The organism is Mesocryomonas lacus, assembly GCF_055730135.2.
Genome location: NZ_JBUZWE020000001.1, coordinates 13,643 through 37,365 on the forward strand (window position 1 = coordinate 13,643; position 23,723 = coordinate 37,365).

31 protein-coding genes, 1 tRNA gene and 1 pseudogene are annotated in these 23,723 nt (G+C 62.9%); 20 read left to right on the plus strand and 13 right to left on the minus strand.

The features are described 5' to 3' along the window. The first annotated feature begins 13 nt into the window (after positions 1-13). The 6 genes and pseudogenes from ACZLZY_RS00055 to ACZLZY_RS00080 all read left to right on the plus strand — a co-directional run. Positions 14-1,252, plus strand: coding sequence for an acetate/propionate family kinase (locus tag ACZLZY_RS00055; protein WP_472931350.1), 1,239 nt, complete (start codon positions 14-16; stop codon positions 1,250-1,252). A gap of 5 nt (positions 1,253-1,257) precedes the next feature. Next, positions 1,258-1,950, plus strand: a complete 693-nt coding sequence (locus ACZLZY_RS00060; RefSeq protein ID WP_472931351.1) for a CBS domain-containing protein — start codon at positions 1,258-1,260, stop codon at positions 1,948-1,950. Further along, positions 1,947-2,276 carry a PAS domain-containing protein gene (locus ACZLZY_RS00065; RefSeq protein WP_472931352.1) on the plus strand — a complete coding sequence of 110 codons (330 nt, stop codon included), beginning with the start codon at positions 1,947-1,949 and terminating at the stop codon, positions 2,274-2,276. The genes ACZLZY_RS00060 and ACZLZY_RS00065 overlap by 4 nt, the downstream gene beginning before the upstream one ends. A gap of 84 nt (positions 2,277-2,360) precedes the next feature. After that, positions 2,361-2,723 carry a hypothetical protein gene (locus ACZLZY_RS00070; RefSeq protein WP_472931353.1) on the plus strand — a complete coding sequence of 121 codons (363 nt, stop codon included), beginning with the start codon at positions 2,361-2,363 and terminating at the stop codon, positions 2,721-2,723. Positions 2,724-2,740: 17 nt separating this feature from the next. After that, the gene (locus tag ACZLZY_RS00075; protein ID WP_472931354.1) at positions 2,741-4,033 is read left to right on the plus strand and encodes a sensor domain-containing diguanylate cyclase; all 1,293 of its coding nucleotides are present in this window, start codon (positions 2,741-2,743) and stop codon (positions 4,031-4,033) included. Continuing rightward, positions 4,030-4,746 (plus strand): annotated as a pseudogene (locus tag ACZLZY_RS00080) (AMP-binding protein); the annotation flags it as partial. The gene ACZLZY_RS00075 and the pseudogene ACZLZY_RS00080, both read left to right, overlap by 4 nt. Positions 4,747-5,225: 479 nt before the next feature. On the opposite strand, the gene ACZLZY_RS00085 reads toward ACZLZY_RS00080, so the two are convergent. Both ACZLZY_RS00085 and ACZLZY_RS00090 read right to left on the minus strand, forming a co-directional pair. Next, complete coding sequence (locus ACZLZY_RS00085) at positions 5,226-5,885, minus strand: BON domain-containing protein (RefSeq protein WP_472931356.1); 660 nt, start codon at positions 5,883-5,885, stop codon at positions 5,226-5,228. Between the two features lie 142 nt (positions 5,886-6,027). Continuing rightward, positions 6,028-6,768: an HK97 family phage prohead protease gene (locus tag ACZLZY_RS00090; RefSeq protein WP_472931357.1), complete on the minus strand. Its 741-nt coding sequence runs from the start codon at positions 6,766-6,768 to the stop codon at positions 6,028-6,030. Between the two features lie 450 nt (positions 6,769-7,218). Here ACZLZY_RS00090 and ACZLZY_RS00095 point away from each other — a divergent pair, with 450 nt between their 5' ends. Continuing rightward, on the plus strand, positions 7,219-7,482 hold the full coding sequence (locus tag ACZLZY_RS00095; RefSeq protein WP_472931359.1) for a hypothetical protein: 264 nt from the start codon (positions 7,219-7,221) through the stop codon (positions 7,480-7,482). 173 nt (positions 7,483-7,655) lie between these two features. Here the strand turns inward: ACZLZY_RS00095 and ACZLZY_RS00100 are convergent, their stop codons facing one another. The 8 genes from ACZLZY_RS00100 to ACZLZY_RS00135 all read right to left on the minus strand — a co-directional run bounded on the left by ACZLZY_RS00100 (position 7,656) and on the right by ACZLZY_RS00135 (position 15,370). Further along, positions 7,656-8,519 carry a hypothetical protein gene (locus ACZLZY_RS00100; protein ID WP_472931360.1) on the minus strand — a complete coding sequence of 288 codons (864 nt, stop codon included), beginning with the start codon at positions 8,517-8,519 and terminating at the stop codon, positions 7,656-7,658. Between the two features lie 99 nt (positions 8,520-8,618). Beyond that, positions 8,619-11,036, minus strand: coding sequence for a terminase gpA endonuclease subunit (locus ACZLZY_RS00105; protein ID WP_472931361.1), 2,418 nt, complete (start codon positions 11,034-11,036; stop codon positions 8,619-8,621). Then, complete coding sequence (locus ACZLZY_RS00110) at positions 11,023-11,589, minus strand: hypothetical protein (protein WP_472931362.1); 567 nt, start codon at positions 11,587-11,589, stop codon at positions 11,023-11,025. Before ACZLZY_RS00110 ends, ACZLZY_RS00105 begins: the two co-directional genes overlap by 14 nt. Before the next feature lie 421 nt (positions 11,590-12,010). Next, entirely contained in the window at positions 12,011-12,778 is a 768-nt protein-coding gene (locus ACZLZY_RS00115) for a hypothetical protein (protein WP_472931363.1), read from the minus strand. A gap of 38 nt (positions 12,779-12,816) precedes the next feature. Next, the gene (locus ACZLZY_RS00120) at positions 12,817-13,632 is read right to left on the minus strand and encodes a hypothetical protein (RefSeq protein ID WP_472931364.1); all 816 of its coding nucleotides are present in this window, start codon (positions 13,630-13,632) and stop codon (positions 12,817-12,819) included. Beyond that, positions 13,632-13,787: a hypothetical protein gene (locus ACZLZY_RS00125; RefSeq protein WP_472931365.1), complete on the minus strand. Its 156-nt coding sequence runs from the start codon at positions 13,785-13,787 to the stop codon at positions 13,632-13,634. The genes ACZLZY_RS00120 and ACZLZY_RS00125 overlap by 1 nt, the downstream gene beginning before the upstream one ends. A gap of 131 nt (positions 13,788-13,918) precedes the next feature. Then, a complete protein-coding gene (locus ACZLZY_RS00130; RefSeq protein WP_472931366.1) occupies positions 13,919-14,626 on the minus strand; it encodes a hypothetical protein in 708 nt (235 codons plus the stop codon). A 399-nt stretch (positions 14,627-15,025) separates the two neighbouring features. Further along, positions 15,026-15,370, minus strand: a complete 345-nt coding sequence (locus tag ACZLZY_RS00135; RefSeq protein WP_472931367.1) for a helix-turn-helix domain-containing protein — start codon at positions 15,368-15,370, stop codon at positions 15,026-15,028. Between the two features lie 648 nt (positions 15,371-16,018). On the opposite strand from ACZLZY_RS00135, the gene ACZLZY_RS00140 reads away from it, so the two are divergent. Beyond that, positions 16,019-16,264: a hypothetical protein gene (locus ACZLZY_RS00140; RefSeq protein WP_472931368.1), complete on the plus strand. Its 246-nt coding sequence runs from the start codon at positions 16,019-16,021 to the stop codon at positions 16,262-16,264. Here ACZLZY_RS00140 and ACZLZY_RS00145 read toward each other — a convergent pair. Continuing rightward, positions 16,261-16,797: a hypothetical protein gene (locus tag ACZLZY_RS00145; protein ID WP_472931369.1), complete on the minus strand. Its 537-nt coding sequence runs from the start codon at positions 16,795-16,797 to the stop codon at positions 16,261-16,263. The genes ACZLZY_RS00140 and ACZLZY_RS00145 overlap by 4 nt on opposite strands. A gap of 263 nt (positions 16,798-17,060) precedes the next feature. Here ACZLZY_RS00145 and ACZLZY_RS00150 point away from each other — a divergent pair, with 263 nt between their 5' ends. From ACZLZY_RS00150 to ACZLZY_RS00180, 7 genes are all read left to right on the plus strand, one after another. Then, a complete protein-coding gene (locus ACZLZY_RS00150) occupies positions 17,061-17,747 on the plus strand; it encodes a hypothetical protein (RefSeq protein WP_472931370.1) in 687 nt (228 codons plus the stop codon). Then, positions 17,744-17,989 (plus strand): hypothetical protein, encoded by a 246-nt coding sequence (locus tag ACZLZY_RS00155; RefSeq protein ID WP_472931371.1) that lies wholly within the window; start codon positions 17,744-17,746, stop codon positions 17,987-17,989. The genes ACZLZY_RS00150 and ACZLZY_RS00155 overlap by 4 nt, the downstream gene beginning before the upstream one ends. Before the next feature lie 20 nt (positions 17,990-18,009). Then, positions 18,010-18,276: a hypothetical protein gene (locus ACZLZY_RS00160; RefSeq protein ID WP_472931372.1), complete on the plus strand. Its 267-nt coding sequence runs from the start codon at positions 18,010-18,012 to the stop codon at positions 18,274-18,276. After that, positions 18,273-18,575: a hypothetical protein gene (locus ACZLZY_RS00165; RefSeq protein ID WP_472931373.1), complete on the plus strand. Its 303-nt coding sequence runs from the start codon at positions 18,273-18,275 to the stop codon at positions 18,573-18,575. The genes ACZLZY_RS00160 and ACZLZY_RS00165 overlap by 4 nt, the downstream gene beginning before the upstream one ends. Before the next feature lie 98 nt (positions 18,576-18,673). After that, positions 18,674-19,021: a hypothetical protein gene (locus tag ACZLZY_RS00170; protein WP_472931374.1), complete on the plus strand. Its 348-nt coding sequence runs from the start codon at positions 18,674-18,676 to the stop codon at positions 19,019-19,021. A gap of 153 nt (positions 19,022-19,174) precedes the next feature. After that, positions 19,175-19,474: a hypothetical protein gene (locus ACZLZY_RS00175; protein WP_472931376.1), complete on the plus strand. Its 300-nt coding sequence runs from the start codon at positions 19,175-19,177 to the stop codon at positions 19,472-19,474. Then, positions 19,471-19,659: a helix-turn-helix domain-containing protein gene (locus ACZLZY_RS00180; RefSeq protein ID WP_472931377.1), complete on the plus strand. Its 189-nt coding sequence runs from the start codon at positions 19,471-19,473 to the stop codon at positions 19,657-19,659. Before ACZLZY_RS00175 ends, ACZLZY_RS00180 begins: the two co-directional genes overlap by 4 nt. Here the strand turns inward: ACZLZY_RS00180 and ACZLZY_RS00185 are convergent. Further along, the gene (locus tag ACZLZY_RS00185; RefSeq protein WP_472931379.1) at positions 19,656-19,850 is read right to left on the minus strand and encodes a hypothetical protein; all 195 of its coding nucleotides are present in this window, start codon (positions 19,848-19,850) and stop codon (positions 19,656-19,658) included. The genes ACZLZY_RS00180 and ACZLZY_RS00185 overlap by 4 nt on opposite strands. A 308-nt stretch (positions 19,851-20,158) precedes the next feature. On the opposite strand from ACZLZY_RS00185, the gene ACZLZY_RS00190 reads away from it, so the two are divergent. Genes ACZLZY_RS00190 through ACZLZY_RS00205 form a run of 4 tightly spaced genes read left to right on the plus strand, consistent with a single transcriptional unit; the run spans position 20,159 to position 22,225 of the window. Beyond that, the gene (locus ACZLZY_RS00190) at positions 20,159-20,551 is read left to right on the plus strand and encodes a hypothetical protein (RefSeq protein ID WP_472931380.1); all 393 of its coding nucleotides are present in this window, start codon (positions 20,159-20,161) and stop codon (positions 20,549-20,551) included. Continuing rightward, the gene (locus ACZLZY_RS00195; RefSeq protein WP_472931381.1) at positions 20,551-20,976 is read left to right on the plus strand and encodes a hypothetical protein; all 426 of its coding nucleotides are present in this window, start codon (positions 20,551-20,553) and stop codon (positions 20,974-20,976) included. The genes ACZLZY_RS00190 and ACZLZY_RS00195 overlap by 1 nt, the downstream gene beginning before the upstream one ends. Then, on the plus strand, positions 20,973-21,506 hold the full coding sequence (locus ACZLZY_RS00200) for a helix-turn-helix transcriptional regulator (RefSeq protein WP_472931383.1): 534 nt from the start codon (positions 20,973-20,975) through the stop codon (positions 21,504-21,506). Before ACZLZY_RS00195 ends, ACZLZY_RS00200 begins: the two co-directional genes overlap by 4 nt. Then, on the plus strand, positions 21,506-22,225 hold the full coding sequence (locus tag ACZLZY_RS00205) for a DNA methyltransferase (protein WP_472931384.1): 720 nt from the start codon (positions 21,506-21,508) through the stop codon (positions 22,223-22,225). Before ACZLZY_RS00200 ends, ACZLZY_RS00205 begins: the two co-directional genes overlap by 1 nt. Before the next feature lie 174 nt (positions 22,226-22,399). Here the strand turns inward: ACZLZY_RS00205 and ACZLZY_RS00210 are convergent. Further along, positions 22,400-22,476, minus strand: a tRNA-Met gene (locus ACZLZY_RS00210). Between the two features lie 318 nt (positions 22,477-22,794). Between ACZLZY_RS00210 and ACZLZY_RS00215 the strand changes: the two genes are divergently transcribed. After that, positions 22,795-23,715 (plus strand): D-alanyl-D-alanine carboxypeptidase family protein, encoded by a 921-nt coding sequence (locus tag ACZLZY_RS00215; protein ID WP_472931385.1) that lies wholly within the window; start codon positions 22,795-22,797, stop codon positions 23,713-23,715. Positions 23,716-23,723 lie beyond the last annotated feature (8 nt).

Sequence of the window (23,723 nt, forward strand, 5' to 3'; positions counted from 1 at the left end):
GGACCCAGCGGTCATGACGGCCATCCTGTCCATCAATGCAGGGTCCTCGAGCATCAAGTTCGGACTGTTCGACTTGGGCCGGCAGGCGTCGCCGGTCCTTCGTGCGAAGGGGACTGTGGAGGATACCGGCCCACTCCCACGGCTCGACATTTTCGACGCCGCCGGTGTGCATGTTCACGAACAGAGTTTCGCTGAGGATTCATCTCGGGAAGAGATCTTCGGCGCGCTGCTCGAGCAAATCGACAGGCAGCTTGCGGGAAGGGTGCTGGCGGCCGTGGGCCATCGTGTCGTTCACGGCGGCCTCGATTTCGACGCACCCGTCGTCGTCGACGAGGAAGCTCTGGCGGCGATTGGCCGTCTGGTTCCTCTGGCACCTCTGCACCAGACACGTTCGCTAGGTCCGATGCGTGCCATCCGTGCAATGCGACCGGAACTGCCTCAGGTCGCCTGCTTCGACACCTCGTTCCACGGTGACCTGCAGCCGCCGATCACCCGCTATGCGATCCCGCGTCGCTACGAAAGAATGGGGATCAGGAAGTACGGGTTTCACGGCCTGTCCTACGGCTTCATCGCACGCCGTCTTGCAGAGATGTCACCCGAGCTGGCCGCGGGCAGGACAGTCGTCGCACACCTCGGAAACGGCGCCAGCCTGTGCGCCATGCAGCATGGCCGCAGCGTCGACACGACCATGGGTTTCTCGGCACTCGACGGGCTCGTTATGGGAACGCGTTGCGGCACTCTCGATCCCGGAATCGTTCTTTATCTGCAGGAGACGCACGGGCTCAGCGTCGAGCAGGTGGAAGATGTCCTCTACCACCAGTCGGGACTGCTGGGGGTGTCCGGTCTCTCCAGCGACATGCGGGTCCTCGTCGACAGTACCGACCCCAACGCGAGTGAGGCCATCGATCTCTTTTGCTTCCGCGTGAGCCGCGAGGCGGCGGCAATGGCGAATACCTTGGCCGGCCTCGATTGCCTCGTCTTCACGGGAGGCATCGGCGAACACTCCCCGCTCATCCGCGCCGAGATCTGCCGGCGGCTCGGATGGCTCGGGGTCGAGTGCGACGTCTCCAAGAACGATCGTGGCGAGGACCGGATCGAAGGCATCGGCGGCAGGGTGAAGATCCTGATCATCCCGACCAACGAAGAGGCGGAGATCGCGAGACTCACGGCAGCAGCGGTGACGGGACGAACATCCGTCATCGCCCGATTGCGAAGCTCCAGTCTGATGGATGCAGTCCAACCAGAAGGATAGGAACGATGAAGGTACGGGATGTCATGACCACGAAGGTGGTCAGTGTTTCGCCGCAGAACAGCATACGGCACGCGATCGGCATCATGCTCGACCGGCACGTCGGTGGCCTGCCGGTTCTCGACGACGAAGGTCTTCTTGTCGGAATCCTGACCGAAGGAGACGTCCTGCGTCGCCTGGAGTTGGGCATGGAGGCCGTGGTTTCGCAGCCGATGCAACCGACACCCGAAGAGGGTGCGCGAGCCTATGTGAAGAGCCATGGCTGGAGCGTGGCGGACGTGATGTCCATGGAGCCCGTCTCGGTGGACGAGGACACGCCATTGAGCCGCATTGCCGGGATGATGGCGGAACGCCGGGTGAAGAGGTTTCCGGTGATGAATGCCGGCATGCTGGTCGGCATCGTCAGCCGCACGGATCTTCTGAAGGCCGTCGCCATGGCGGCAATGGACGAGACCGCTTCGGGCGACGATGCGATCCGGCTCAGCGTACTGACGCGTCTGCATGAAGAAACGGGAGTCGAGGGAACCGACCTCAGCCTCACGGTATACGGCGGTGTCGTCCATCTCTGGGGCAGGGTCGCCTCGCCCAGCGGAAAGGACGCCGCCCGCGTGATTGCCGAAGGAGTCCGTGGCGTCGAAGGGGTCGTAGACCATCTGTCGGTCGCCACGTTCGAGACCGGTCCGCCGGTTCCTGTCGGATGAGCGTTCCAGAACACACGACGTTCGCACCTTCCGGATCGGACATCCTCGCACTCATAGGCGACGGCGTGATCTGCACCGACGAAAACGGTGAGATTCTGGTCTTCAATAGGGCGGCGGAGGAGATGTTCGGGTACGGCGCCGCGGATGTTCTCGGGAAACCCGTGAAAATGCTTATGCCAGCACGCTTCCAGCACGCGCACCCAGGCGAGGTGCAGGGTTTCGCCGTGTCTGCCGAACCGGCACGTCGCGTGATAGGAAATCGCCGAAAGGGGGCGCCGTTCAAGCCGCTCCCGGGGCACGACAACGCCGCTATCCAAGTGACGTAGAACCTGCATATTCCGAATATTTATCCGGCGGTTAACCGGGATCCATTAGTGAACGCACGGAACTTGGGAGTACCGGAATTGACCTTGCAAAACGAGACGTTCGAAACCGTCACGCTGGCGGATCTCGAAATCATGGGCACGTCCAGATGCGACGCGCTCGCTTTCGGGGTCGTCGGGCTCGCACCTGATACCTCGGTTGAAGTCTACAACGCCACCGAAGCACGCCTGTCGGGGCTGGATCCCAAGACTGTCATGGGCGTTCCGTTCTTTGAGGCCGTGGGCCAATGCATGAACAATTTCATGGTCGCGCAGCGCTTCGAGGACGAAGTCGAACTCGACGACATCGTCCCTTATGTACTCACCTTGCGAATGCGTCCCACACGGGTCAGGCTCCGCCTTCTCGCTTCGGCGACCAGTCCGCGACGGTACATCCTCATCGAGCGCTGATACGAAGGAAGATGTGTTTGGCCTCGGATGAAGAGAAACTGCTCGAGTTCCTTTATGCTTGCCCGGTCGGCCTCATCGAGTGCGACCTTGCGGGTGAGATCGGATTGATCAATCCGCATGCGATGCAGCTCCTTCTTCCGGTAGCCGGCGAGCGGGACGTCGGCAATCTCTTCCTCGCATTCGAGCAGCACGCGCCTGAACTCCGGAACCTGGTCGCGGCATTCCCGAAAATGGCGGGGCGTGTCTGTGAGAACCATCGCATTGCCGTCGAGCTGGGCAAGGGTCGGATCGGCGAGCCCGTGGTGCTGTCCTGTTCCATCGTGAAGCTCGGCCCGGATCGCCTGATGGTGACGTTGAGCGATATCAGCCGTCAGGTGGCGCAGGAACAGCGGCTGAGGCAGGCGGATGTTTGGTTCGGAACGCTACTCGACAAGATCAACAACTATTCCGTCATCGTCATGTCCCCTGATGGCGTGATCGTAAGCTTCGACGAGGCTTTCACGCAGCAGCTGGGTCGTGGCGGAGAAGATCTCGTTGGAGGATCGTTGGCTGCTACGCTCGGGCACGACCCGGGCGACGAAAGCCTCTCTCTGGATGAGCAGATGGAGCTGGCATCCCGCGATGGCTGGCACCTTCAGGAGAGTTGGCAGATGCGCTCGAATGGAGAGCGTTTCTGGTGCCAGCGTCTCGTTATCTCGCGTCGGGACGGAGTAGCCGCTGCGCCTGTAGGTTTCCTGGTGATTCTGCGCGATGTTCCTCGCGGTGAAGCGGCAGCCGACGATCTGCGCCGCCTTCTGACCCGCGACTATCTCACGGGCGCTGCCAATCGGATGCTTTTCAGCCAGACGCTGGAGCGGGAGCGAAACCGACTCGGGCAGCTTGGGCTTCCGCTATCCCTCGTCATGCTCGATCTCGATCGGTTCAAGGCCATCAACGATACCTACGGACATCCCGTGGGGGACATGGTGTTGAAACGCGTTGCCGATGTCTGCGCAGGGTTGCTTCCGCGACGTGCCTTGTTCGCACGCCTCGGCGGCGAGGAGTTCGCAGTCCTCTTGCCCCAGCATGATCTGATCGCCGCGGCTGAGCATGCCGAGATGTTGCGCAGAGCGATCGAAGCGCTGGAACTCCACTTCGAAGGCGGTGCGTTGAAGGTCACGGCCAGTTTCGGATGTGCCACGCTGGAGGAAGCGGGAGGCTCGACCGACGCGTTGCTGACGCGAGCTGACGGACGACTATACGCGGCGAAAGAAGGCGGCCGCAATCGCGTGAACCGCTTCGACGGTACCTTCGTCAGCACCGCTGCATGATTGTACCGGTGTTCGATCGAAATGTCCTTCGGCGCATCGCCAGCGCGATTGTCAGGGTCGAAGTGCGAAGGGTGCGTGGAAATTCATCGCGCCCTTTACCCGCAAATGACTGGCCTGACGACAAATCGATCGGCGAGGGACTTGGTCTCGACTCCCTGGAGCAGCTCGGGGCGCTCGGCGCATTGGCGGAGACATTCCTGCTCGAAGACGGCGCCCTGCCGGAAGCGCCCCCGGAAAACGTAGGCGATTGGATCGACTGCATCGAACGCAGTCGGAAAGGGGGGCAAGCTGCCATGGCGGTGAGGACCTCGGGATCGACGGGCGCCCCAAAAACTTGCGTGCACGACATCGTGGATCTCCAGGACGAGGCAGATCACCACGCTACCCGTTTCTCGCGGTGCCGACGCGTGGTTGCCTTGGTGCCTGCGAGCCATCTTTACGGGATCGTCTGGACGGCGCTCTTGCCGGCTTCGCTCGGTGTTGCGGTAGTGGACCGGACAGTCGGCAGCCCGCTGGGTCTCCTTCCGGGCGACATGGTCATAGCTGTACCCGAGCAGTGGGAAGCCATCCTCCGGATGAACAGAAGCGTTCCAGCTGAATGCGTAGCCGTAAGTTCCGCCGGTTCCTTGAACGACGGCCTGGGCCGCGATCTTCTAGCTTCCGGCTTCTGCCGTGTGGTCGACGTCTACGGATCTTCGGAAACGGGGGCTATCGCCATGCGGGACATTCCTTCGGTCAAATATGAGCTTCTGCCGCGCTGGGAATTCTCAAGCGATGGAGACGATTGGCAGCTCGTCGGACGGAAGGGCGAACTCGCTCAGTTGCCCGACCATGTCGAAAGGTTGGAAGAGCGAAGCATCAGACCAATCCGACGCCGGGACGGAGCGGTGAAGGTCGGCGGACACAACGTCTGGCCGGAAAGGGTGGCAGGCATCCTGTGGGATATCGAAGGGGTGGCAGCGGTCGCTGTGAGGCTGGGCGAGAACGGACGGTTGAAAGCATTCGTCGTTGCGGACGAGGCGCACGATCTCGCAGCGCTTCAGGTCTACTCGAGAGGGTCGCCGGCGAACGGCTTGAAGCAGCCGAGCGTCCCAAAACTTTCCGTTTCGGAGCCGCACTTCCCCGGAACGACATGGGCAAGCTTGCGGATTGGACCTGACGCCAGGTGTATGCCGGACGGCTCTACGGCCTTTCATTTCGCGACGACGCCGATCAGGATGTCGTTTTTCACGTCGGTCGCGCCAGGAGCAGCACGGGCGATCGCCGCCGCCATGAGCCATTCCTCGGCATCATCGACGCGCCCGGTCAGGCGAACCTGGCCGCCGTCCATGGTGACCTTGATCTGGTTCGGATCGAAGTTCGATCGCTGGAGCGCATGCATTATGTCTCTGCGGATCGAGCTTGCATCCACATGGGAGTCGAGCGTGACCTCGTTGGTGACTCCTGTCACACCGGCCAGGCTTCGCACGTGCGTCGTCGCAGACCGGCGCTCTTGATCCGAGGCCGCATGGCCAGTCAGGGCGATCCGGCCGTTCTCGACCTTCACGTGCATCCTGCCCGATGCCATAGCCCCATTCCAATCCAACCTGTCGACAGCCGCTTCGGCGATAGTTTCGTCGTCGATCCGCGCCTCGGACGGGACGGCGACTTCGATCAGTTCGACGATGGCCCGGACGCCGCGGATGCGACCAGCGGCGGCCTCGGTGGCGAGCTTCTGGTTCAGGTCGGCGACGTGGCCGGTCAACGTCACCACGCCGGCGGCAGCCGTGACGCCGATATGTGCGGCATTGATGTTGGGCTCCCACTCCAGCTCGTCCAGGATTGCCTTCTGCATGTCGCGATCGACCGTCATCCTGAACTCCGAAGGTTTAGGATACGCTCGACCGGGCTGACGCGCCGAGTTTCCGGATCCCTCAAGTGCGCCGAGCCTAGCCAAGATCATTGAGTCCGACAGGATCGGAAACTACTCAGGTACGGCCGGCGACGCCCTCGTCCTAGGAGATGTTCTGCTCATCCGAGCGCTGGCCGGCGCCCGGCGTGGTGGAGATTCCGTTGATCGGAGGCACGGTGGTTTGCGAGTAGCGCTCGGTCATGCCGCGCAGCGCGTTGACGGTGGAACCGCCGTTGGAGAAGGCGAACTCGGCCGTGCGTCCGTACAGCTCGGCGACGGCGCGGAAGCCAGCGATCTTGCCGAGGTCGTCGGCGGAGCGGGTGCCGGCAGCGGGAGCGGCGACGGGCTGGACGACCGCCGGAACCACCGGTGTTGGAATGTGGGGAGCCGAACGGGCGGCCAGCTCGGCAGCGGCACGGGTGGCCTCGGCAACAGCGGCGGCATCGGGAGCAGCAGGAGTTGCCGGGGTCTCGGGAGCCGCCATCGCCGCGGTCATGGCGGTGTTGAAGGCCTCGAGGGCGGAGCGCATGGCGAGCACGTTCATGTCGGTGGATTCCTGAGTTGGGTTGAGGATCGTCCTGGTGACGAGTGCGGTGCCCGACTGGTCTTCTCGCACATGGGCGTTGGGATCGGCGGGGACCGCGACGAAGGAGACTTCACGCGGTGCGAACGGTTGACGGAACAGCGGGACATCGCCCTCGCGCATGGTGATCGTCGCGCCGTCGAGACGGGCGTAGCCGGCGGAGACCTTCTGCAGGATCCGGTGCTGGACCTTGCTGAGGACCTCGTCTCGGTCGGGGCGATTCTGATACGGGCAAGCAGGCTGGTGCCTTCGCGCTAGCATTCGTCGACAACGCCGATGATCGACCGGACGGACCAGCGGTCATGGCTGTCGAGCAGCGGGCAGCCGACGAAGCTCGTGATGTCCTCGGCGCGCAGACCGGTGACGTCGAGGACCTCTTCGACCCAGATCCACCCGCCGAGTTCGGGGATATAGACCGCGCAGCGGCAAGGCGTCTCAGTGGCGGTGACGACGACGGAGCCGTCATCCTTTTAGGAATTCGCCTGCGTGGACGCGAGGCGCATTCCGAAGATCGGATCGCGCTTCTGGGTCTGCCGCGGTGGCTGGGTCTGCGGCTGCGACATCTCGAGAATCCTGGATTGGCTTCTCGGAAAGACTCGCATGGGTCCGGGGCACGGATCGATGTCCCGCCAAAGGGCCTGCCGGACCGCCCATGCCCTTGTGCGCTGCGGCCTATCCGGGTGACATCCGGCCTGGCGCAGGGAAGCAGTGATGAGATTCTTCGGAACGGTGATGATGGTCGCCATGCTTGCGGTCGCATGGCCTGCAACGGCTCAGGACGATCCGTCGACCCAGCAGGACGAAAATACCGAGGCGGACGATCCGAAGACCGCGTTATATATGCTGTACGGCTCGTTCTTCGAAGCGCAGAAGTGTGCCGCAATGGATGCCGGCTTCACCGCCGATGACATGTCCAAGCTCGGGGAATACGTCAGCGGTCAGATCACGATGTCTGCGCTGGATAAGTCGGTGTAGGAAGAGGCGAAAGCTCATGCGCTCGCTACCGTGGATGCAGATGTCGCAACCACGCCTTTCACACGCGAAGACTGCGTGACCATCAGGTGGATGTCACAGGTCTCGTTTCCAGGCGTCTTGCCGGAGACAGATGTTCCGACTGGTCTCTGACCAAGGCTCCGGGGCGTTCCGGATCACACCGGAGGCGCAAGGGGAGACCGTACGATCTCCTGCAGCAGCTTCTTGATCGTATCAGCATCGTAGAGAAGGAATGATCCGGCAGAAGAACCATGGGTTATCATCCCGGCAAAGCCGAGGTACCGAAAGCTCCGACTGTCCTTCCAGATGAAGAAGACCGGCGAACCGCTCAGCCCGTCGGGGTTTCCGATATCGTCTGGATGATGGGATTTGATCGTATGGACAGGTATGCGGGTGTCCCCCATCCGCGATGCCGCACGATCCGATGTCCGCAGATACAACTTTACCCATTTCGAGATGAGGTTCAGTCCTATGGCTTCGAAGGCGCCATTCAGGATGGGGTCGTAATCTCGGAATTGGGTCGGATAGCCGATCGCGAACAGGAGATCGATATCAGCCGGCGCTACGCTGCTCAGCGTCGCCACGTTTTCCATGTCGAGATCCAGGAAATGGGGCGCGAGATTGCGGACTGCGGGACCTGACTGGAATTCAAGGATACGGATGTCGCCGTTCGTCTGATCGTAGTGATCGTCCACGTGCACCGAGTTGATGCCGCTAGGCGTCAGACCGACATTCTTGCCGTTCTCCTGGATGACGATCATCACATCCTCTGGTGTGGCGTCCCAGTCCTTGAATTCTAGCTGATGGTGCGTGCAGACCAGGAAATTTCGGTTCTTGAACCGAAGCAGGAATGCAGATCCGGACACCGCCAGATCGAGCACGTCGTGATCATTGTGGAGTAACAGCGGTGGGCAGAACCGCTGGACCGTATGGGGGATGCTCCTGAACGGGATGACTGTGCCGTTGATGAAGACGGTCAGCTTGGCCGCAGCTTCGGCAAACGTAGGAGTCGCGAACAAGAACCAACCTCCAGCCTTTCCGCTTAGGCTGACATCTTTCAGTCGATCGAGCCAGGGACAACCGACTTGTCGAGCTTGGCCGCGTTCCTATGATCGATCTCATGGATCTCCTGCTCCTCGACGGCCTGCAGGATCATCTTGGCGATCGTCGTGTCGGCGGACCACTCGGCGGCGTAGACTTTCAGCCCGAGCGCCTGGCACCGGGCAGCATCCTCCGCAAATTGCCTGATCATCTCGTCGTAGGAGATGCCGAAGTAGTCCTCGACCATCTTGCGAGGCGGCATCAGGCCGGCCTTCACCATGGCGGACATGACGTTCAGCTCGCGGTCGAGCTGCGCGGACTGGATGATCGGCCACTTCCAGACATGGGCGAAGATCTCGGCGGTCGTTGCACCTGGTGGCGGCACGGTTCAATGACCCGGCGACCGCTGCGGTGACCGCGCCGGCGGCCTCGACGATGGTGGACGCCATGGCCTCGACCGCCTGCTCGATCGCCCTTCTGGTGATACGGATCGTCGGGGTCATGATGTCGCGCCCGAACTTCGTCCATTCCCGCTCCATCATTTCGGCAGCCAGGCCGTAGACGGTGCAGTCGAACACCTCACCGGTGAACTTCGACTTGTCCTTCGTCACCCATTTCAGCCTTCCGGTCGGGGTCTCGACCCGGTGTTCGGCCAGCATGTCGTTGTAGAAGTGGGGCGCCATGTCCTCCGGGAACGTCCACGACTGCGGGGCCGGGGAGGGCAGGCCGAGCGTGTCCCACAGGTACGTCTTGATGGCCTGAGTACCGAGCTTCTGAACCCGGACGCCGTTCTTGAAGATGTAGGACTGATGCTCGGCATCACGCCCGACGAGGGTGTCGCCGCCGCTCAGAGATCCGAAGCCCCGCACCGGCACGACGCGTTGTCCGGACTGCAGCGACCGGACGAATCCCGTGGCCTGTTCCATCTCATAGCCCACGTCGCAGGCCGTCAGGATGACCGGCGGCATGTTGCCGTCCGCGCAGGAATATTTCCGGTCAAGGATAGCGGCGATCTGCACACCAGCTTGATGCGAGTACGGCAGGACGGGGACCAAGATCTCCTTCTTCGTGTCGCGGTCGATGACGGTCTGGGACTTGATCACCCAGTGGCCGACGACGCAGCGCCGCATGTCGAGGCCGACGCCGACGACCTCCATTCGCGGCGGACGATCCGGATCCGTGTCCGAGCCCCGCTGCGCATCGATGCCGGCGAACAGGAACCGGACCCAGCCCGGGCAATCGAACATGCCGAAGTGCTGCTCGTTCCGGATCAGGTCGGCAATGTCGATCGACCGGGCCTCCGGTGCCACCCATTCCCGTGCGAGGAAGAGGTTCACGAAGGACTGCATCTTGTCGGGATGATCGCAGGCGGCCCGGTGAGCCTCGGCGATGTCGATCCAGCGGCCTTTGGGATCCTGGGAGTGGATCATCCACGATCTGACGCCCCAGTGACCCGGCTCGCCCTTGTCGGTCGTCGGCTGCCACCAGCCGGTGTTCATCAGCGGGACCTTGTCGGTCTCCGGGATCTCGGCCTGGCAGCGCGGGTTGCCGCATTCGTACCAGACGTCGTTCGCATAGCCGTCCGGGTTCGTGGTGTACCGGAGGCCCGGGCCGTACTTCACGCCGCGGCTGACGGCTTCCCGGACGTCGGTGACTAACTCGCCGACATGGTCGCAGCACTTGAACTCCATGAACCACTCGCAGCGGTTCGACTTCGCGTATTCCTCGGAGACGGTGCACTCGCCCTTGGCCGTCGGCGTGCCGCCGAGGATGACCATGCCGTCCGGGAATTCCTGGACACGCGCCTTCAGCAGGTCGACCTTGGAGCCTTCGCCAGTGTCGCCCCGGTTGCGGTAGGCGATGTCGCCGGCCTCGTCCGCGAACAGCTTGACCGCGTTGTCCGACTTGATCTTGTCCGAGACCGACCGGAAGCGGACGCCGGCACCGGTCTTCAGGATCCTGTCGGTCCAGCGCTGGCGGTCGACCGAGCTGCGTTCCTCCGGGAGCAGATCGCTGATCCGGTCGGAGGCCTCGAAGATCGCCCGGAACTTCTCTTCGTAGAACGTGCGGCTGTTCTTCAGGGCGCGGTCGTAGAACATGACCGGCTGGTTCAGGTGCGCGGCGAAGTACGCCATGGCAGAGGCGAACAGGAACGACGCGCCGATGCGGGGGCCCTTCACGTACGTCACCTGCTTGACCTCGGGATCCTGGAAGAGGTCCGCGATCGCCCCCTGCATCCGGGCCAGCAGGATCGGACCGGGGCGGTTGGTCTTGCCGCCGGGGACGACGAGGTTCCTCCGCACCCAGTCGGCGATCCTGACCGGATTGCGGGGGATCACGGTCCGGGACAGGACGCGGACGGCGTCCATGAAGGGGATGTCGCCGGCCGTCACAAGCTTGCGGACTGCCTCGACGAACCGGATGTCCCTGGTGTCCACGACGCCGGGAATGGTTCGGAGCGGCGGACGGAAGCGCGAGCCCTTACTCCTCGCCATCGTCGGTTCCGTCCTCGTCGCCGTCGAAGATCGCGTCGATCTCGGCCCCGGCTTCCAGCAGCTTGTTCTTCGTCGCGTTCCTGATTCCCCGGTCGATGATCTGCTTCGCCTCGCGCAGGGCGGCACGGCACTGCAGCTGGATGCCGTCCTTGGCATCTCGGACGACGGACGGCGCGAGGCCCTGCAGGTTCTCCCGCTCGATCCTGTTGGCCAGGCCGTCGATCGAGGTCCGGAAGGCGTTGATCATGATGCCGATAACGAGAAGCAGGGTCGGATTGTGATGAACCTGGGCGGTGGCGATCGCCGTCTTGATCTTCTGGCCCTTGATAAGCTCGAGCTTGAATTCCAGCTTGGCGGCGTCGATGTCGCTGGGGCCTTCACCGCTGTCGGCATACTTGGCCGCAACCTCCTTGCGGACCTGGTCCTCCCGCCAGGCCCAGACTTCCTTCACGTCCACGTCGGTCGCCTTCCCGGATCTGCCCGACCGTACCGTGGGGCAGCCCTTGTCGATCCAGCGGCTGAGGGTGGACCGGTCGATGCCGGTGAGCTGCATGAATCAGGTCTGGCTGACGACGCGCAGCGGCTTCTCGGCACCGTCGATGGCGGCGGTGACCTTGTCGGCATGCGTGCGGCGCGGTCCGACCGGGATCGGGGTAGGGCGTCGGGCCATCGAGGGAGCTCAGGCTGATCGGAGCACCGAGGATGCGGCATGGCCGGGGCACGGATCGATGTCCCGGATCCAGGGCCCATGCCACCGGTCGGTAAGGCGGGCCGGATGGGGGTGCCTTCCCCCATAGGGGGACAGGCCCATTCCGAACGCGGATCAGGAGCGGGGTCGGACCGGCGGCGGCGGTGGCACCGGCTGGCGGAATCGGTCAGAGAAAAATCGGGAGCTCCGCCAAAAGCCCCCACGAAGCGTCGAGGGGGGTGGGGCCCCCTGGGGGGTAGGCCTGCCCCACCGACCCCGGGCAGCGTCAGGGCACCGGGGTATGCCCCACGCGTGCCCCTATGGCCTCGAGCGACCGATGGACCGCGTGCACCATGTCATGCAGGTCGTGCAGCTTGAAGGTCCGGTGGTCGCCGTCGAGGCTGAAGCCGAGGGCGAATGCGAACCGGGTCTCGAACTGCGGTGTCGAGGTGTCGTCGTACCCGAGCACGTCGCCGTCATGCAGGGGCTCGCCCCACTTCCATCGATCGATCACGGGCGAGGCGAAGTGGCCGGTGACGATGCCCTGGCTGAAATCGAGGATGACCTCGAGCGAGTGCTGCTCGATGACGGATGCGACGACCAGGCGGTGCTTGTCCTGGTTTCCCATCTCATGGAGGATGTCGAGGCTGACGCCGCCATCAGTCCTTATCGCCTCGATCAGCGCCTCGCCTTCCTTCCCGATCCTGCCGATACGTCGGCGTTGCTCATGGTTCAGCGGTTTGCCGAGGTCTCCGAAAGGGAACTGGACCTTGCTGAGGTTGGCCTCGGGGGCGTGCGCCAGGACCAGAGCACAGGCGGCATAGTCCATGGCAGAGCGAAGATTGTGCACCAGGTCGCCGACAATGACGCTGACATCTTCATTCTGGGGATCGTCATCGAACCGCAGGACGAGCTTCCGGGTTGTCCCGTCCGCCTCTTCCCTGACGACACGGATGCTATCGGTGAAGCGCTTCTCGGCATCGATCAGAGCCGTAAGGTGGGCATAGGCCCGCCTCATCTTGGCATCTGCACCCTTCATACGCTCGCTAGGCATTCCGTATCTCCGAAGCCTCAGCCTCAGATCTACCGGTTTCAGCGCACCGCGGCGATCACCTTATTCACGGCATGGTCGACGGCGCGCACCATGTTATCGTCGCTCTTGTCGGCCGCGATGGTGACGCCTTCATTCCATGCGGGCACGAGCTGGTCGCCATCGTACGGGGATTCTTTGACGCCGGAGACGAGCAGCTCGATCGGATGATCCCTGACCTTCGGACGCTGCCAGAATCCGATCTTAGCGTCCGGTCCGCGGCCCCGAGGCTTGCCCCAGAACACGTCATCCTGGTCGCCGGGATTCCTGGTAATGACCTTGGGCTTCGTCTTTCGCTTCGCCTCGGGCTTCTTGGCCTCGCTTTCGTCGTAGGCGACCTGCTTCTCCGATGTCGACATCGAGCGCCGGACAAGCTTCTTCATCGCGCCCGTCGGCATATTCCCCGTGGCGGTCAGGTTGATGCCCTGACGTGCGCGCAGGAATCCCGCCAGAGGTGTGAAGTTGTAGCTCGTCGCGTTGCCGACATCGCCGTGCTCGCGGGTCTGGTCGCCGTCGAGCGAGAACTTGAAGATCCTGGACTGCTCCGGCTGCACGAACACCCGACTCGATGCCACGCCCTTATCAGCTCCGTTTTTGCGAACGCTGGGAATGACCGAAGAGGCGCGGCTTCCCGGCTTGATCTGCATGAATCTATTCGGGCCGCCCTCGATGTCCGCGTGGACCAGCGGCGCCATGACCTTGATCGCTTCGATGGCCGTGTTGTCCATCTGCTGCTGGATTCCGTCAGGCAGTACGTTGCCGAGCAGGTGCAGTCGTTTGCCCAGCCTCTTCAGGCCATGGATCGAGTAGTGCGCCATCAGCGGCTCCATACCGGACCGTCGAGGTCCTCGATGAAGTCGTTGTCGCCGACGCTCGAGATCGGATCGTCGTCCCGGTCGTCCTCGATCTCGGCGTCCGGATCCGGGTCGTCGCTTTCCGGGAACGGCTCCAGATGAGTGCTGGCACGCGACAAAGAAATGCCCTGACGAGAGGGTATCTCGGCCAGGGCATCAAGGTGTGACGTTCGCTCGAATGTCGACTTATACCTAGCACATGCCGCCACGAGCTCCAAGTACAAAGGCGACTCCGGGATAGACAAAGACCTCATGCGGCCATGCTTTCCTGCACCGAAGATGCCGCCGCGGCAGGGCTTTCGGTCAGCTGGGATGCGGCCGTCTCGAGCAGGGCGACGACGTATGACCTGACCCAGTTTGCGGGCGTTGCGGTCTGATTGATCCAAGCTTCGACCTCGTCGAACGTGGGCGCCGGAGCTTTGTGCCGGAAGAATTCCGGGGCTGCGCAGATGGATTCCGCGATCTTGTCCGGGTCCAGGCCGTACTGCTCGCCCGACATGACCAGGTCAGAGAAGTCCCGGCGGACCAAGGGCCTCGAATGCGCCACGGCGTCCTGGTTTCGGTCAGCCGGCCCGGTTGCCGGATCGCGGTAGACCTGGCGGCGGTGGCTGGCGTCCTTCTTCGTCACACGCTGCAGACGTTCGCTGGCCTTCTCGATCGCGGTCGGCACGTCGTCGAGGGTGACGCTCGTCGTGAGGGCCCAAAGGTACTTTTCCTCCACACGGTAGACCTTGGCGACAGTGACCTTGAGCTGCTGCTCGAGGACCTCCCGCCATCTGTCGTTGAGCTTGACCGTCGTCTTCAGGACGGTCTGCACGGTGCCGCAGACTTGGCGTTTGTCGACGAGTTCACGGATGCGGATAAGGTCCCCATGCATCAGCGTCGACGCGGCGGACGGGATCCAGGAACCCTGCTGCTCGGCGGTTTCGGTGGGTAGTGTGTGTGCCTTCTCCGCCATCTGTCCATCTCCATCAGTCGTTCATGCCCCGCTCGTCGTCGTCCCCCGGGGCAGCAATGATACTCGCCGCGGATGGGGATGAGCCGGGCAAGGCCGAAGAATGTGGCTCGAAGGTCGGGCGAGAGTGCTGACCCCCGACAGCCCCCGGCGGGTGGCCCGAAGGGCCTGTTACTTTCTTGTTCCTGCCCCCCATGGGGGCGGGAACGATGAACGATTCCGACGTCTCTAACAGTAGGAGTCCTAGACTCATAGAAGCCCCGATGCGGGGCTTCTATTCTTTTAACGTCGAGTTCTCGACTCGGGATTTGCTGAGAGATTATAGCGCTGACGATGATCGGCATGTCAATGACCAACGGGCGAAATTGCGTCTTCAAGACACACTTGTTCGTGATCGAAGGATCACGGCCACGCTCGGAGCACGGCCGCATCGCCCATTCGACGACGGTCGAGGCGGCGCCAGATCTGCCTTCGGGTCTCGATGCGGTCCTGAATGTCCGGATGGTCCAGGACCACATTCGGCACCCGGTCATCCCTGCTGGTCTGGTAATCGATCAGGTCTTGCAGCAGCTGATAGAAGCCAGGCTTCGGCGGGCTTCGGCCACGGCCCCATGACTTCACGACTGCCTCGGTAACCCCCATCAGGAGCGCGAGGTCGGTGTATGGGAGGCCAACGATGTCGCACATGGCGCGGATATCCTCCGAGCGCTTCAGGTTCGTCAGGCGGTGCGGAGAATGCTCGGTCATGAGACATTCGTATCCCATGAATCGAAGGGGCTCCAGAGCGTTTCCCTGAAGCCCCCGAGAAACCGGCCCAAGCCGGCAGGCCTATCTTCCGTCCTGCGTGACGGGCGTCCGGCCCAAGCCAGCTACGGACCCGTTATGGTCTCTTCAAGTAGCAATGCCAAGCCCGAAAGTGAATGTATGGGGTGCCGGGTTGGCCAATCTGAAATTATTGTTAACGACTGATGACGTAACGGGTACATTCACCGGGATTGCGGATTGTCACTAGAGTTAGGTGGTAACGGTGTTTTATCCTTCCGGACCCGAGCAACTCCGTTCAATCTAACCTTGATTGCGTGCCTTGCCTCTTCGCCTCCGCCCAGTCTTGCGAGTGCCAGGTCCTTCACGCGACGGATGACGGCGACGATCGCCGGATCCGCCTCCTGGCGGCGGGCCATTTCCAGAATGAGGTCGCCTAGGCTCTGGGTGATCGCTGCATCAACCGCAACGCTACGAGGCCGATCTGGATGAGCCGCTCGGTGCCTCGCGACACGGACTGCGACCTGGCGCCGGATCTCTCGTTGCCTGATCCGCTCATGCCCGCTTATCGATTTTTCAACCAATGTGTGCTTTCCTCCGTGAATACAGAAGCCGTCTCAAGGACAGCCCGACATGCTAATTCCGCTCATCGAATCCCTCGTCATTTCCTGCGCCGCCTCGTTTGCCCGTGCTCCGATGCGCGGTCGCCGTATGCCTGGCCGCACCATCCGCGTCGTGAGCAAGGAGAGCGCCGACCGCCTGGTCGCCGCCCTTTCCACGGAGCGTCAGCGCACCGCATCCCTGGAAGCCCAGGTTGCCGAACTCCACGAGGAGCTCGCAGCCGCGCACCGAGTTTTCGCACGCCGCGGTCTCTCTTAGATCTGAGCCCTCCGTCCGAGATCTTCGAAGTCGATAAGCTTGAACGAGCGGGATGGCTGGGCCATTGCCGCGGCACTCCTGTTCGCCGGTGCCGTGGTCAAAGGGAACGCGGGTAGCCCGACCGCCCGCCGGCCGCCGATGCGCAGATGTTCACCAAGGGCTGCCATCGAGACATGCCGGAGCGCCCGACGGCCGCTCTCGTCGAGCGACTGGACCCACACCTGGGCAGAGACCTGATTCAGATCCTTCGGGTCGAAGAGGTCGCTGATCGGACGGCCGGCTTCCAAGTAAAGCAACGCCGCCTTGGACAGCTGAGCCAGGTCTACCGGACGAGGAGGCTTGGGCGCAGCGGTCGGGGCAGGGGCGTCCTGAACCTCTTCCACGACGACCTCATCGGGGACGCCATCGCCGCCTCCATCCAGCAGGCTTGTGAAAAGTCCGCCGAGGAAGCCGACGCCGTACTGGCCGAGCCGAGTCAGGGCACGGAACATCCGTCGCAAGGATTTCGCGAGGGAACGAAGGATTCTACTCATTTTATCTCCGAATACTAAAATCGCGCATTTTGGAAATGTGCCGCGTATTTGAGAAATATGCGGGAAATCCATGATTTGGCGGATGGGTCGGCAAGCACTAGTCGGCTTGGACAAACAAAACATCCTACTGTCGCGCGAAAGCGGCAAGCGGATGATGCGGGAAAAATAATGTTTCGAAAGTCGAAAGACTTTACGAATCAGGCTATCCAGAAAAATATTAATGTGAAAGCATTGGAATTCGACATACGCATGCGGATAAATTCATGGAAGACGACAACTTCAGGCGGGTATGGACCACCGACCGAGACGAAGATCTTATCAACCTCAGCGCAACGAACCTGACAACGCCGGCAATCGCGACGTTGCTGGGCGTTTCGCAGAAAGCGGCAACGAAGTGCATCAGCGAACTCGGATGCCGACGGGCGTTGACGGAAATGCAGCGCGAGCGGATCTGCGAAGAGCATGACAAAGGATGGAGGATCAGCCGGATCGCAAAGCAGGTCGGCTGCCATCAGGTGACCGTCATCGGCGTATTGGTCGAGACTGGACGCATGCCGCAGCCCATCGTGCGCGACATCCGGCTCAAATCGACCCCGGCACGCCCATCGGAACAGCTGCTGCCGGAAGCGACAGCGAGGAAAGCACCCTACGACGAGGGGGACATCGGCCGCGTCCGTGCCGGAATCGCCGCCGGCCTGTCTCAGGTCGACATCAGCCGCCTGAACAACATAACGATGCCGACCGTCCATCGGATCGTGCGCGAATTGGATCTGCGTCCGAAGGTGCATCACGCGCCGAGGTTGGGATTGACCGGCAGACGCGCCGAGCTCCAAGCGATGGTTGACAAGGGAATGTCACCCACCGCGATCGCCGAAGCGGTCGGCTATTCGCGTGTTGCGGTATCGCAGGCCTTGGACCGCATGCAGATACACCGGCGGATCGCGGCATGACGATCTACGTCAGCCGTCATCCCAAGGATCCGTCAGTCCAGGTCCGCATCGCGTCAACGCCCGAGGGATGGACCGGCATCATGCACGGGCATTTGGGCCGCCGCTTCCGAATCCCGAAGCCATGCCCGAGCGCCCGGGAGGCAATGCTGCAGCTGTGGATTCACTGCTCGCATCGCGACATCCGCGACGACGACTCGAGATGGCTCTCGACGTTGCCAGACCGCTTGCCGGTGCCGTCATGAGCGGATCCTCGGAGGCAGTCGTGCCGACGACTCGCGAGCTGTTGCAGGAGAAGACAAGGGAGCTTCAGTTCTGGAAAAGCCGTGTTCGGCGTGCGGATGCCGAGCGCCATGAACTGCTTCAGCGTCTCGCTGCCGAGATCTCAGCGGATCCCGAAGCGCAGAACGTCAGCGTCCTGATCCCACCCTCGCACCGGAGCCATCTGAAAATCCGCCAGGTCATCCGAGCGGTCCACAACCCAACGCTGCGCCTTGTTCCGGCAGTGCCCGAAGAAGGAAATGCGACATGAGAGACTACCGGCACTGGACGGATGAAGAGGGCCGCAGGGTGCGCCAGTTTGCGGAGCAGGGCAGGAGTCCCGCGGAGATGTCGGCCTACCTCGGGCGCACGGAGACGGCCGTCACTCGGTTCATGGAGCGGAATCGCATCCGCGTCCGGCGCCCGACCCAGGCGGCCCTCCCTGCGGGTACCGCATTCGCCGTCGAGCTGGACCGGAAGATCGCCGAGGCAGAGCTTACGATCATGTCCGCCCGGAAGCGCCTGGTGCTGATGCGCCGGCTGCGCGAGACCTTGGAAGAAGCAGCATGAACGCATCTGCCACACCCATCCGACCGCCGACCGACCTCGAGCGCGTCAGCGCCGCCATCGCGAAGAACGTGGCCTCGATCACCGAGCGTGAGACCCAGATGCGCCAGATCGAGGCTTCTCTCGCGATCTCCCGAACAGCGCTCGCTCACCTCCGTGCGAGCCGGGATCACCTCGAGAACGCGAACTCAGCACCGAAGCCGCCATCGCAGTGGCTGGCCGGTCGGATCCTTCAGCACCGTCTGGAGCCGCCGGTCGACCGGACTGACGGCGACGATGCTTTGCCGGCGGACCCGGTTATCGATCTGAAGGCTGCCATGTGTCGGATCGCCGAGATCGCCCGCGACGGGATCAAGGCATTCGAGACGGCCGGCGAATACGGATCCCCCCTGGAACTCAAAGGAATCCTCGAGATCGCCACCGAAGCGCTCGAAGGAAAGCCGGCATGACGCTACCTTTCTGCGATTCCTGCCAAAACACGGGTCTCGTCGACTGCGGCTGCGTGGCGACACATGCGTCTGCGGACAAGGGGAGGAAGCCTGCTACGCTTGCGGCCGCGACGTTCCATATGATGACTCGATGAAGACGGGGAGAGCGACGAGATGCCGGAGGATTTGCGGACGGTCATCGAGCGCTTCATTGCCGAACAGCGTGCTTCGATCAAAGCACTGCCCACCCACGACGGGCTGCTGATGGAGAGCCTGCTCGTCGAGCTGGATGCCAGGATCACGGGAGCACCGACGTTCGATCCATTCCAGCCGAGCGAGAGAATGGCGCGGCTCACGATCGACATTTACTCCGACCTCGAGGCGGTGCTGATCGATGCGCGTGAAGGTGTGAGCGAGATGGAAGTGCTCGACCGGGCCCGCGACGCGTTGTCAGCACAGATCGAGGCTCTATGAGCGTCTCCGTCAACATCGTTCGTCTGCGACTGGCCGCCAACCAGAGCATCGAGGATGTCGCCGCTGGTACCAGGATCGCCGAGAATGTCGTGCGCGGCATGGAGTTCGGCCGCGTCTTGCAGGACTGGCAAGCCGCCGCCTTGGCAAAGCATTTCGGTATCTCGGTCGAAGAATTGACGGCCTAAGGGCCACCGCTTTCGAAAAGGTCTTGGTCGAAGCGTTCTAGCCGCTTCGCCTCGTCATCCTCGCTCCCTTCGAGATCGTCGGCATCATCGACGAGCACGGATTCCAGTTCTGCCTTATTATCCGGATCCTGTTTCGGGTCGATCGGGCTGACTGGCTCGTCGGTGATCGGGTGGTCGGACGGTCTCGGCATCGACGTTCTCCTTGCTCCTGGAGCGGCAACCCACCTCAGAACCCTTGGTTCCCCGACGTAATTCCCCCCAGAAAACGGCTATTTTCCCCCAGGGTTTCCGAAGTAGTGGGGGGAATTGCTGGGGGGATGACGGGATAAACTGGGGTTAAAATACTCTGAATCGCAAAGTCATCTCAAAAAGAAAGCTTTGATCTGCAAGCCAGTCGCGGCTTTTACCATTGCCCGATCGGCTGAGTCGTAATAGAAGGGGATACGGATAGGCGGGATTGACCGCTAGTCCGCACCACGCAGCCCTTGGGAGCATTCAGATGAGAATCACCGATTACACCGCGACGCGGATCACCATGAGCCACCGCCTGCGCGGCGGCTCGTGGGAAGAGAGCGCCATCTCGATGTTGGTAGCGACGAGCACTGCTCCCGCTTTCGTCGTGCTGTCGTACCTGCTGAACGCGTTCCGAGAGCATTTCCCTGCGAAGACCCCCATGATCACGACGCACCTGGCTGACTTGGAGACGCCGGCGCTCACCATTCTGTACGATCAGCCGGAGGACTATTTCCGCAACCAGCTGTCGCTCGAGTTGTCGATCCGTACCGTGCAACGCGGTCCCGATGATGCGTGCGTCACGTTGGACGGAATGCAGGCGGCCGCATCCGAGTACTTCGCCCGGCGAATGGCCGACATCCGCAAGGTAATCGCGTGATGGCCGTCCTCTCGAAGACGACGCTGGCCGATGCCCTTCGCGCGATCGGCATCAATCAGGAAGAGGCGGTGGCGATCCTGGGCCCGCACGGCTGGCCGCCCACCGTCATCGCGAACATGAGCAGAGGCGTCACGCGAACCGACGAGGATATTCTGCGGGTCCTCGCCAGCTACTGGCGTGTCATCGACCGCCGCTTGCCGCTCGGTCGCGTGCCGGACAGCATGCGGCTGCGTCAGGAAACAATCGTCCGCCTTCGCGAGCTTGCCGAGGATCTCGATGACGAGGAACGGGAAGAGGAAAGGACCTTCAGCGAGCTCTCTGCGCAAGACAGCGACGACTATAGGCGCGAAGTCGAAGGGATCGAAGAGGTGACCAGGGACGTCCGGCGCCGGAAATACCGGATGGGGAGGGGAGGCAGGTCATGAGCGCGATCACGATCCCCGAGCCGAGCATCGCTATCAAGAAGATCATGGAGGAAAAAGGCTGGACGCGTGTCGAACTCTGCGCGGCGCTCGGTCTCACTCAGATGCACACGGACGGTCTGCTCGAAGACAGAGTGGATGTGAACGGGACGACCGCCGTCGCGATGTCCGAGGCCTTGGGGGAGACGCCTGAATTCTGGTTCATCGCTTCAAGAGACTACTTCGGGGCTGTCTACGCCGACTGGCGGCGGAGATTCGGCAGAACCTCACCACGCGGTGCCACGATCCGGAAGTCCGGTGGCGTCCACGGCGAGGGCTTCGTCCACTACGAGGTCGAAGGGACCGTCAACGAAATCGACGAGGCGATCGCTGAACTCGCCGTGAACTACGGCAACGCGGATCACTGCTTGGGATTCAGTTGGCCGCCCGGTCAGATCGGCAGAGACGGGAAGCCGCTCGTCCGCGACGCGCCCACGGATCTCGGCGGCGGCCGCTGGGTCGCCCGAGGCACCCGGCGTGCGAGCGCTGACTGATGCGCACGTTCACGATCAACGATGTCACCCTGATCCATGGTGACTGTCGCGAAGTCCTGCCGACATTGGAGGCCGACGCAGTGTACATCACCGATCCCGTATGGCCCAACGTGCCCGCCGGCCTGATCCCTGGATCGGACAGGCCGTTCGAGCTTTTCGCCGAAACCATGACAGCCCTCGTCGAGCCCAAGCGTCTCGTCGTCGTGATGAGGACCGACAGCGATCCGAAGATCTTGGGTCCGGTTCCGGCGGAAATGCCATTCCTCAGGACGATCGAGCTGCCCTACGCCTTGCCGTCTCCGCATGGCAGAATCCTTATGGGCGGGGACATCGCGTATGTGTACGGAGCTGCGCCGGCCTACTCGGAGGACATGAAGCTAGTCGCCGGACGTGCACCCGGCGCGCAGCCTACGCCGCGGTCGATCGGTCACCCGTGCCCCCGACCTCAGTTGCATGGTGATTGGCTTATCGACCGCCTCACCGACGATGACGACCTGGTCGTGGATCCCTTCGTCGGCAGCGGGACCCTTGCGATCTCGGCGCTGAAGCTCCGGCGGCGGTTCATCGGGATCGAGATCGATGAGGGATTCTTCGAGGTTGCCTGCAGGCGGCTGGAGGCGGCGACGGCGCAGGTCACGATGGACTTCTCGAGGACCCTTCGAAAGCCGAGGCCGGTGAAAGTGGTCCAGCCATCCATGTTCGAGGGAGCGCTGGCCTGATATCCTCAGCAAACCCAAGACTGACACGGAGGCCGTCCCCTGGAGCGGCCTTTCCGATTCCTGAGAACTCGACATGGAGGACCTCGAAGTCCGGCAGGACAGAATGAGGACAGAATACGAATAAAGAGAAGTCTAGACGACTGGATTATCGGCAGATTTGTCAATGAAATCAAATGGTAGCGGGAGAGGGACTTGAACCCCCGACACGCGGATTATGATTCCGCTGCTCTAACCAACTGAGCTACCCCGCCCCGGCGCCGACTGCGTCAGACCGGGCGGGATATAGAGTTCGGGCGGCGCGGCTGTCAAGAAGAAGCTGGCGTTTGTGGATCGTGACCGTTCGAAGGGTGGGGATGGCGCCGGGGCGGGGGCGGTGCGGCCGGCATTCTGCGGGCGTGGGGTGTGGCCTTGCGTCATCAGCGGCGCGACATTCGCGGTGGTGCCGGGAACTCTGCGGCGAAGGGCGCTTGCGGCGCGGCGCGAACTGGCGTGATGGTGCGCCGAACGATCGACCTTGGCCGAGAATGGCCCGCTTGCGCGCCGGCCGATCCCGCCGCGGGAGTTGCAGCTTGACCGTTCTGACACCGGGGCAGACGCCCCTTCGCCACCGGCGCGTTGCCGTGCGGCTCGCGCTCGCGGCGCTGCTCGCCTGTTCTGCCGCGCTGCCGGCCCTCGCGACCCCGCGCATCCTCGTCGATGCCGAGACCGGCGCGGTGCTCTATGCCGAGGATGCCGCGGCCTCCTGGCACCCGGCCTCGCTCACTAAGATGATGACCGCCCATCTGGCGCTCACCGCGATCGAAGCCGGCCGCGCCAGCCTCGATACGCCGGTGGTGATGTCGGCGCTCGCCGCGTCGCAGCCGCCCTCGAAGCTCGGCCTCAAGGTCGGCGAGCAGCTGCGGCTGGAGGATGCGCTGCGCATCATGCTGCTGCGGTCGACCAATGATCTGGCGGTCGCCATCGCCGAGACGCTCGGCGGAGGGTCCGAGGCGCGATTCGTCCAGGCGATGAACGCCGAGGCGGTGCGGCTCAAGATGAACGCCACCTATTTCGTCAACGCCAACGGCCTGCACGACGAGCGACAGGTGACCACGGCCCGCGACATGGCGGTGCTGGCGATCAGCATCCAGCGCGCCCATCCGCGCTCTATCGACATGTTCAACGCGCCCGCCGTCACCGTCGACGGCAAGCGGCTGAAGAACACCAACCCGCTGATCGGCAAATATCCCGGCATCGACGGGATGAAGACCGGCTATGTCTGCGCCTCCGGCTTCAACCTCGTCGCCACCGCCGCGCGCGGTGGCCGGCATCTGGTGGCGGTCGTCTTCGGCGCGCCGAGCGGCAAGGCGCGCGGCGACCAGGCGGCGGCGCTGCTCGACAACGGCTTTGCCGGGCTGAAGCCGACGGCCCAGCTCGGCGACTTTTTCCGCCCGTTCCCGGTTCGGGCGCTGGATCTCAGGAGATTCGCCTGCGGCAAGGCGCTGGACTAGGCGCGAGC

What these genes read in the sequence shown, in the direction of transcription:
- ACZLZY_RS00055 (WP_472931350.1), top strand. Translation starts at nt 14, where the DNA reads ATGACGGCCATCCTGTCCATCAATGCAGGGTCCTCGAGCATCAAGTTC.
- ACZLZY_RS00060 (WP_472931351.1), top strand. Translation starts at nt 1,258, where the DNA reads ATGAAGGTACGGGATGTCATGACCACGAAGGTGGTCAGTGTTTCGCCG.
- ACZLZY_RS00065 (WP_472931352.1), top strand. Translation starts at nt 1,947, where the DNA reads ATGAGCGTTCCAGAACACACGACGTTCGCACCTTCCGGATCGGACATC.
- ACZLZY_RS00085 (WP_472931356.1), bottom strand. Translation starts at nt 5,885, where the DNA reads ATGACGGTCGATCGCGACATGCAGAAGGCAATCCTGGACGAGCTGGAG.
- ACZLZY_RS00090 (WP_472931357.1), bottom strand. Translation starts at nt 6,768, where the DNA reads ATGCTAGCGCGAAGGCACCAGCCTGCTTGCCCGTATCAGAATCGCCCC.
- ACZLZY_RS00095 (WP_472931359.1), top strand. Translation starts at nt 7,219, where the DNA reads ATGAGATTCTTCGGAACGGTGATGATGGTCGCCATGCTTGCGGTCGCA.
- ACZLZY_RS00105 (WP_472931361.1), bottom strand. Translation starts at nt 11,036, where the DNA reads ATGGCGAGGAGTAAGGGCTCGCGCTTCCGTCCGCCGCTCCGAACCATT.
- ACZLZY_RS00110 (WP_472931362.1), bottom strand. Translation starts at nt 11,589, where the DNA reads ATGCAGCTCACCGGCATCGACCGGTCCACCCTCAGCCGCTGGATCGAC.
- ACZLZY_RS00115 (WP_472931363.1), bottom strand. Translation starts at nt 12,778, where the DNA reads ATGCCTAGCGAGCGTATGAAGGGTGCAGATGCCAAGATGAGGCGGGCC.
- ACZLZY_RS00120 (WP_472931364.1), bottom strand. Translation starts at nt 13,632, where the DNA reads ATGGCGCACTACTCGATCCATGGCCTGAAGAGGCTGGGCAAACGACTG.
- ACZLZY_RS00130 (WP_472931366.1), bottom strand. Translation starts at nt 14,626, where the DNA reads ATGGCGGAGAAGGCACACACACTACCCACCGAAACCGCCGAGCAGCAG.
- ACZLZY_RS00135 (WP_472931367.1), bottom strand. Translation starts at nt 15,370, where the DNA reads ATGACCGAGCATTCTCCGCACCGCCTGACGAACCTGAAGCGCTCGGAG.
- ACZLZY_RS00140 (WP_472931368.1), top strand. Translation starts at nt 16,019, where the DNA reads ATGCTAATTCCGCTCATCGAATCCCTCGTCATTTCCTGCGCCGCCTCG.
- ACZLZY_RS00145 (WP_472931369.1), bottom strand. Translation starts at nt 16,797, where the DNA reads ATGAGTAGAATCCTTCGTTCCCTCGCGAAATCCTTGCGACGGATGTTC.
- ACZLZY_RS00150 (WP_472931370.1), top strand. Translation starts at nt 17,061, where the DNA reads ATGGAAGACGACAACTTCAGGCGGGTATGGACCACCGACCGAGACGAA.
- ACZLZY_RS00155 (WP_472931371.1), top strand. Translation starts at nt 17,744, where the DNA reads ATGACGATCTACGTCAGCCGTCATCCCAAGGATCCGTCAGTCCAGGTC.
- ACZLZY_RS00165 (WP_472931373.1), top strand. Translation starts at nt 18,273, where the DNA reads ATGAGAGACTACCGGCACTGGACGGATGAAGAGGGCCGCAGGGTGCGC.
- ACZLZY_RS00170 (WP_472931374.1), top strand. Translation starts at nt 18,674, where the DNA reads ATGCGCCAGATCGAGGCTTCTCTCGCGATCTCCCGAACAGCGCTCGCT.
- ACZLZY_RS00175 (WP_472931376.1), top strand. Translation starts at nt 19,175, where the DNA reads ATGCCGGAGGATTTGCGGACGGTCATCGAGCGCTTCATTGCCGAACAG.
- ACZLZY_RS00180 (WP_472931377.1), top strand. Translation starts at nt 19,471, where the DNA reads ATGAGCGTCTCCGTCAACATCGTTCGTCTGCGACTGGCCGCCAACCAG.
- ACZLZY_RS00185 (WP_472931379.1), bottom strand. Translation starts at nt 19,850, where the DNA reads ATGCCGAGACCGTCCGACCACCCGATCACCGACGAGCCAGTCAGCCCG.
- ACZLZY_RS00190 (WP_472931380.1), top strand. Translation starts at nt 20,159, where the DNA reads ATGAGAATCACCGATTACACCGCGACGCGGATCACCATGAGCCACCGC.
- ACZLZY_RS00195 (WP_472931381.1), top strand. Translation starts at nt 20,551, where the DNA reads ATGGCCGTCCTCTCGAAGACGACGCTGGCCGATGCCCTTCGCGCGATC.
- ACZLZY_RS00200 (WP_472931383.1), top strand. Translation starts at nt 20,973, where the DNA reads ATGAGCGCGATCACGATCCCCGAGCCGAGCATCGCTATCAAGAAGATC.
- ACZLZY_RS00205 (WP_472931384.1), top strand. Translation starts at nt 21,506, where the DNA reads ATGCGCACGTTCACGATCAACGATGTCACCCTGATCCATGGTGACTGT.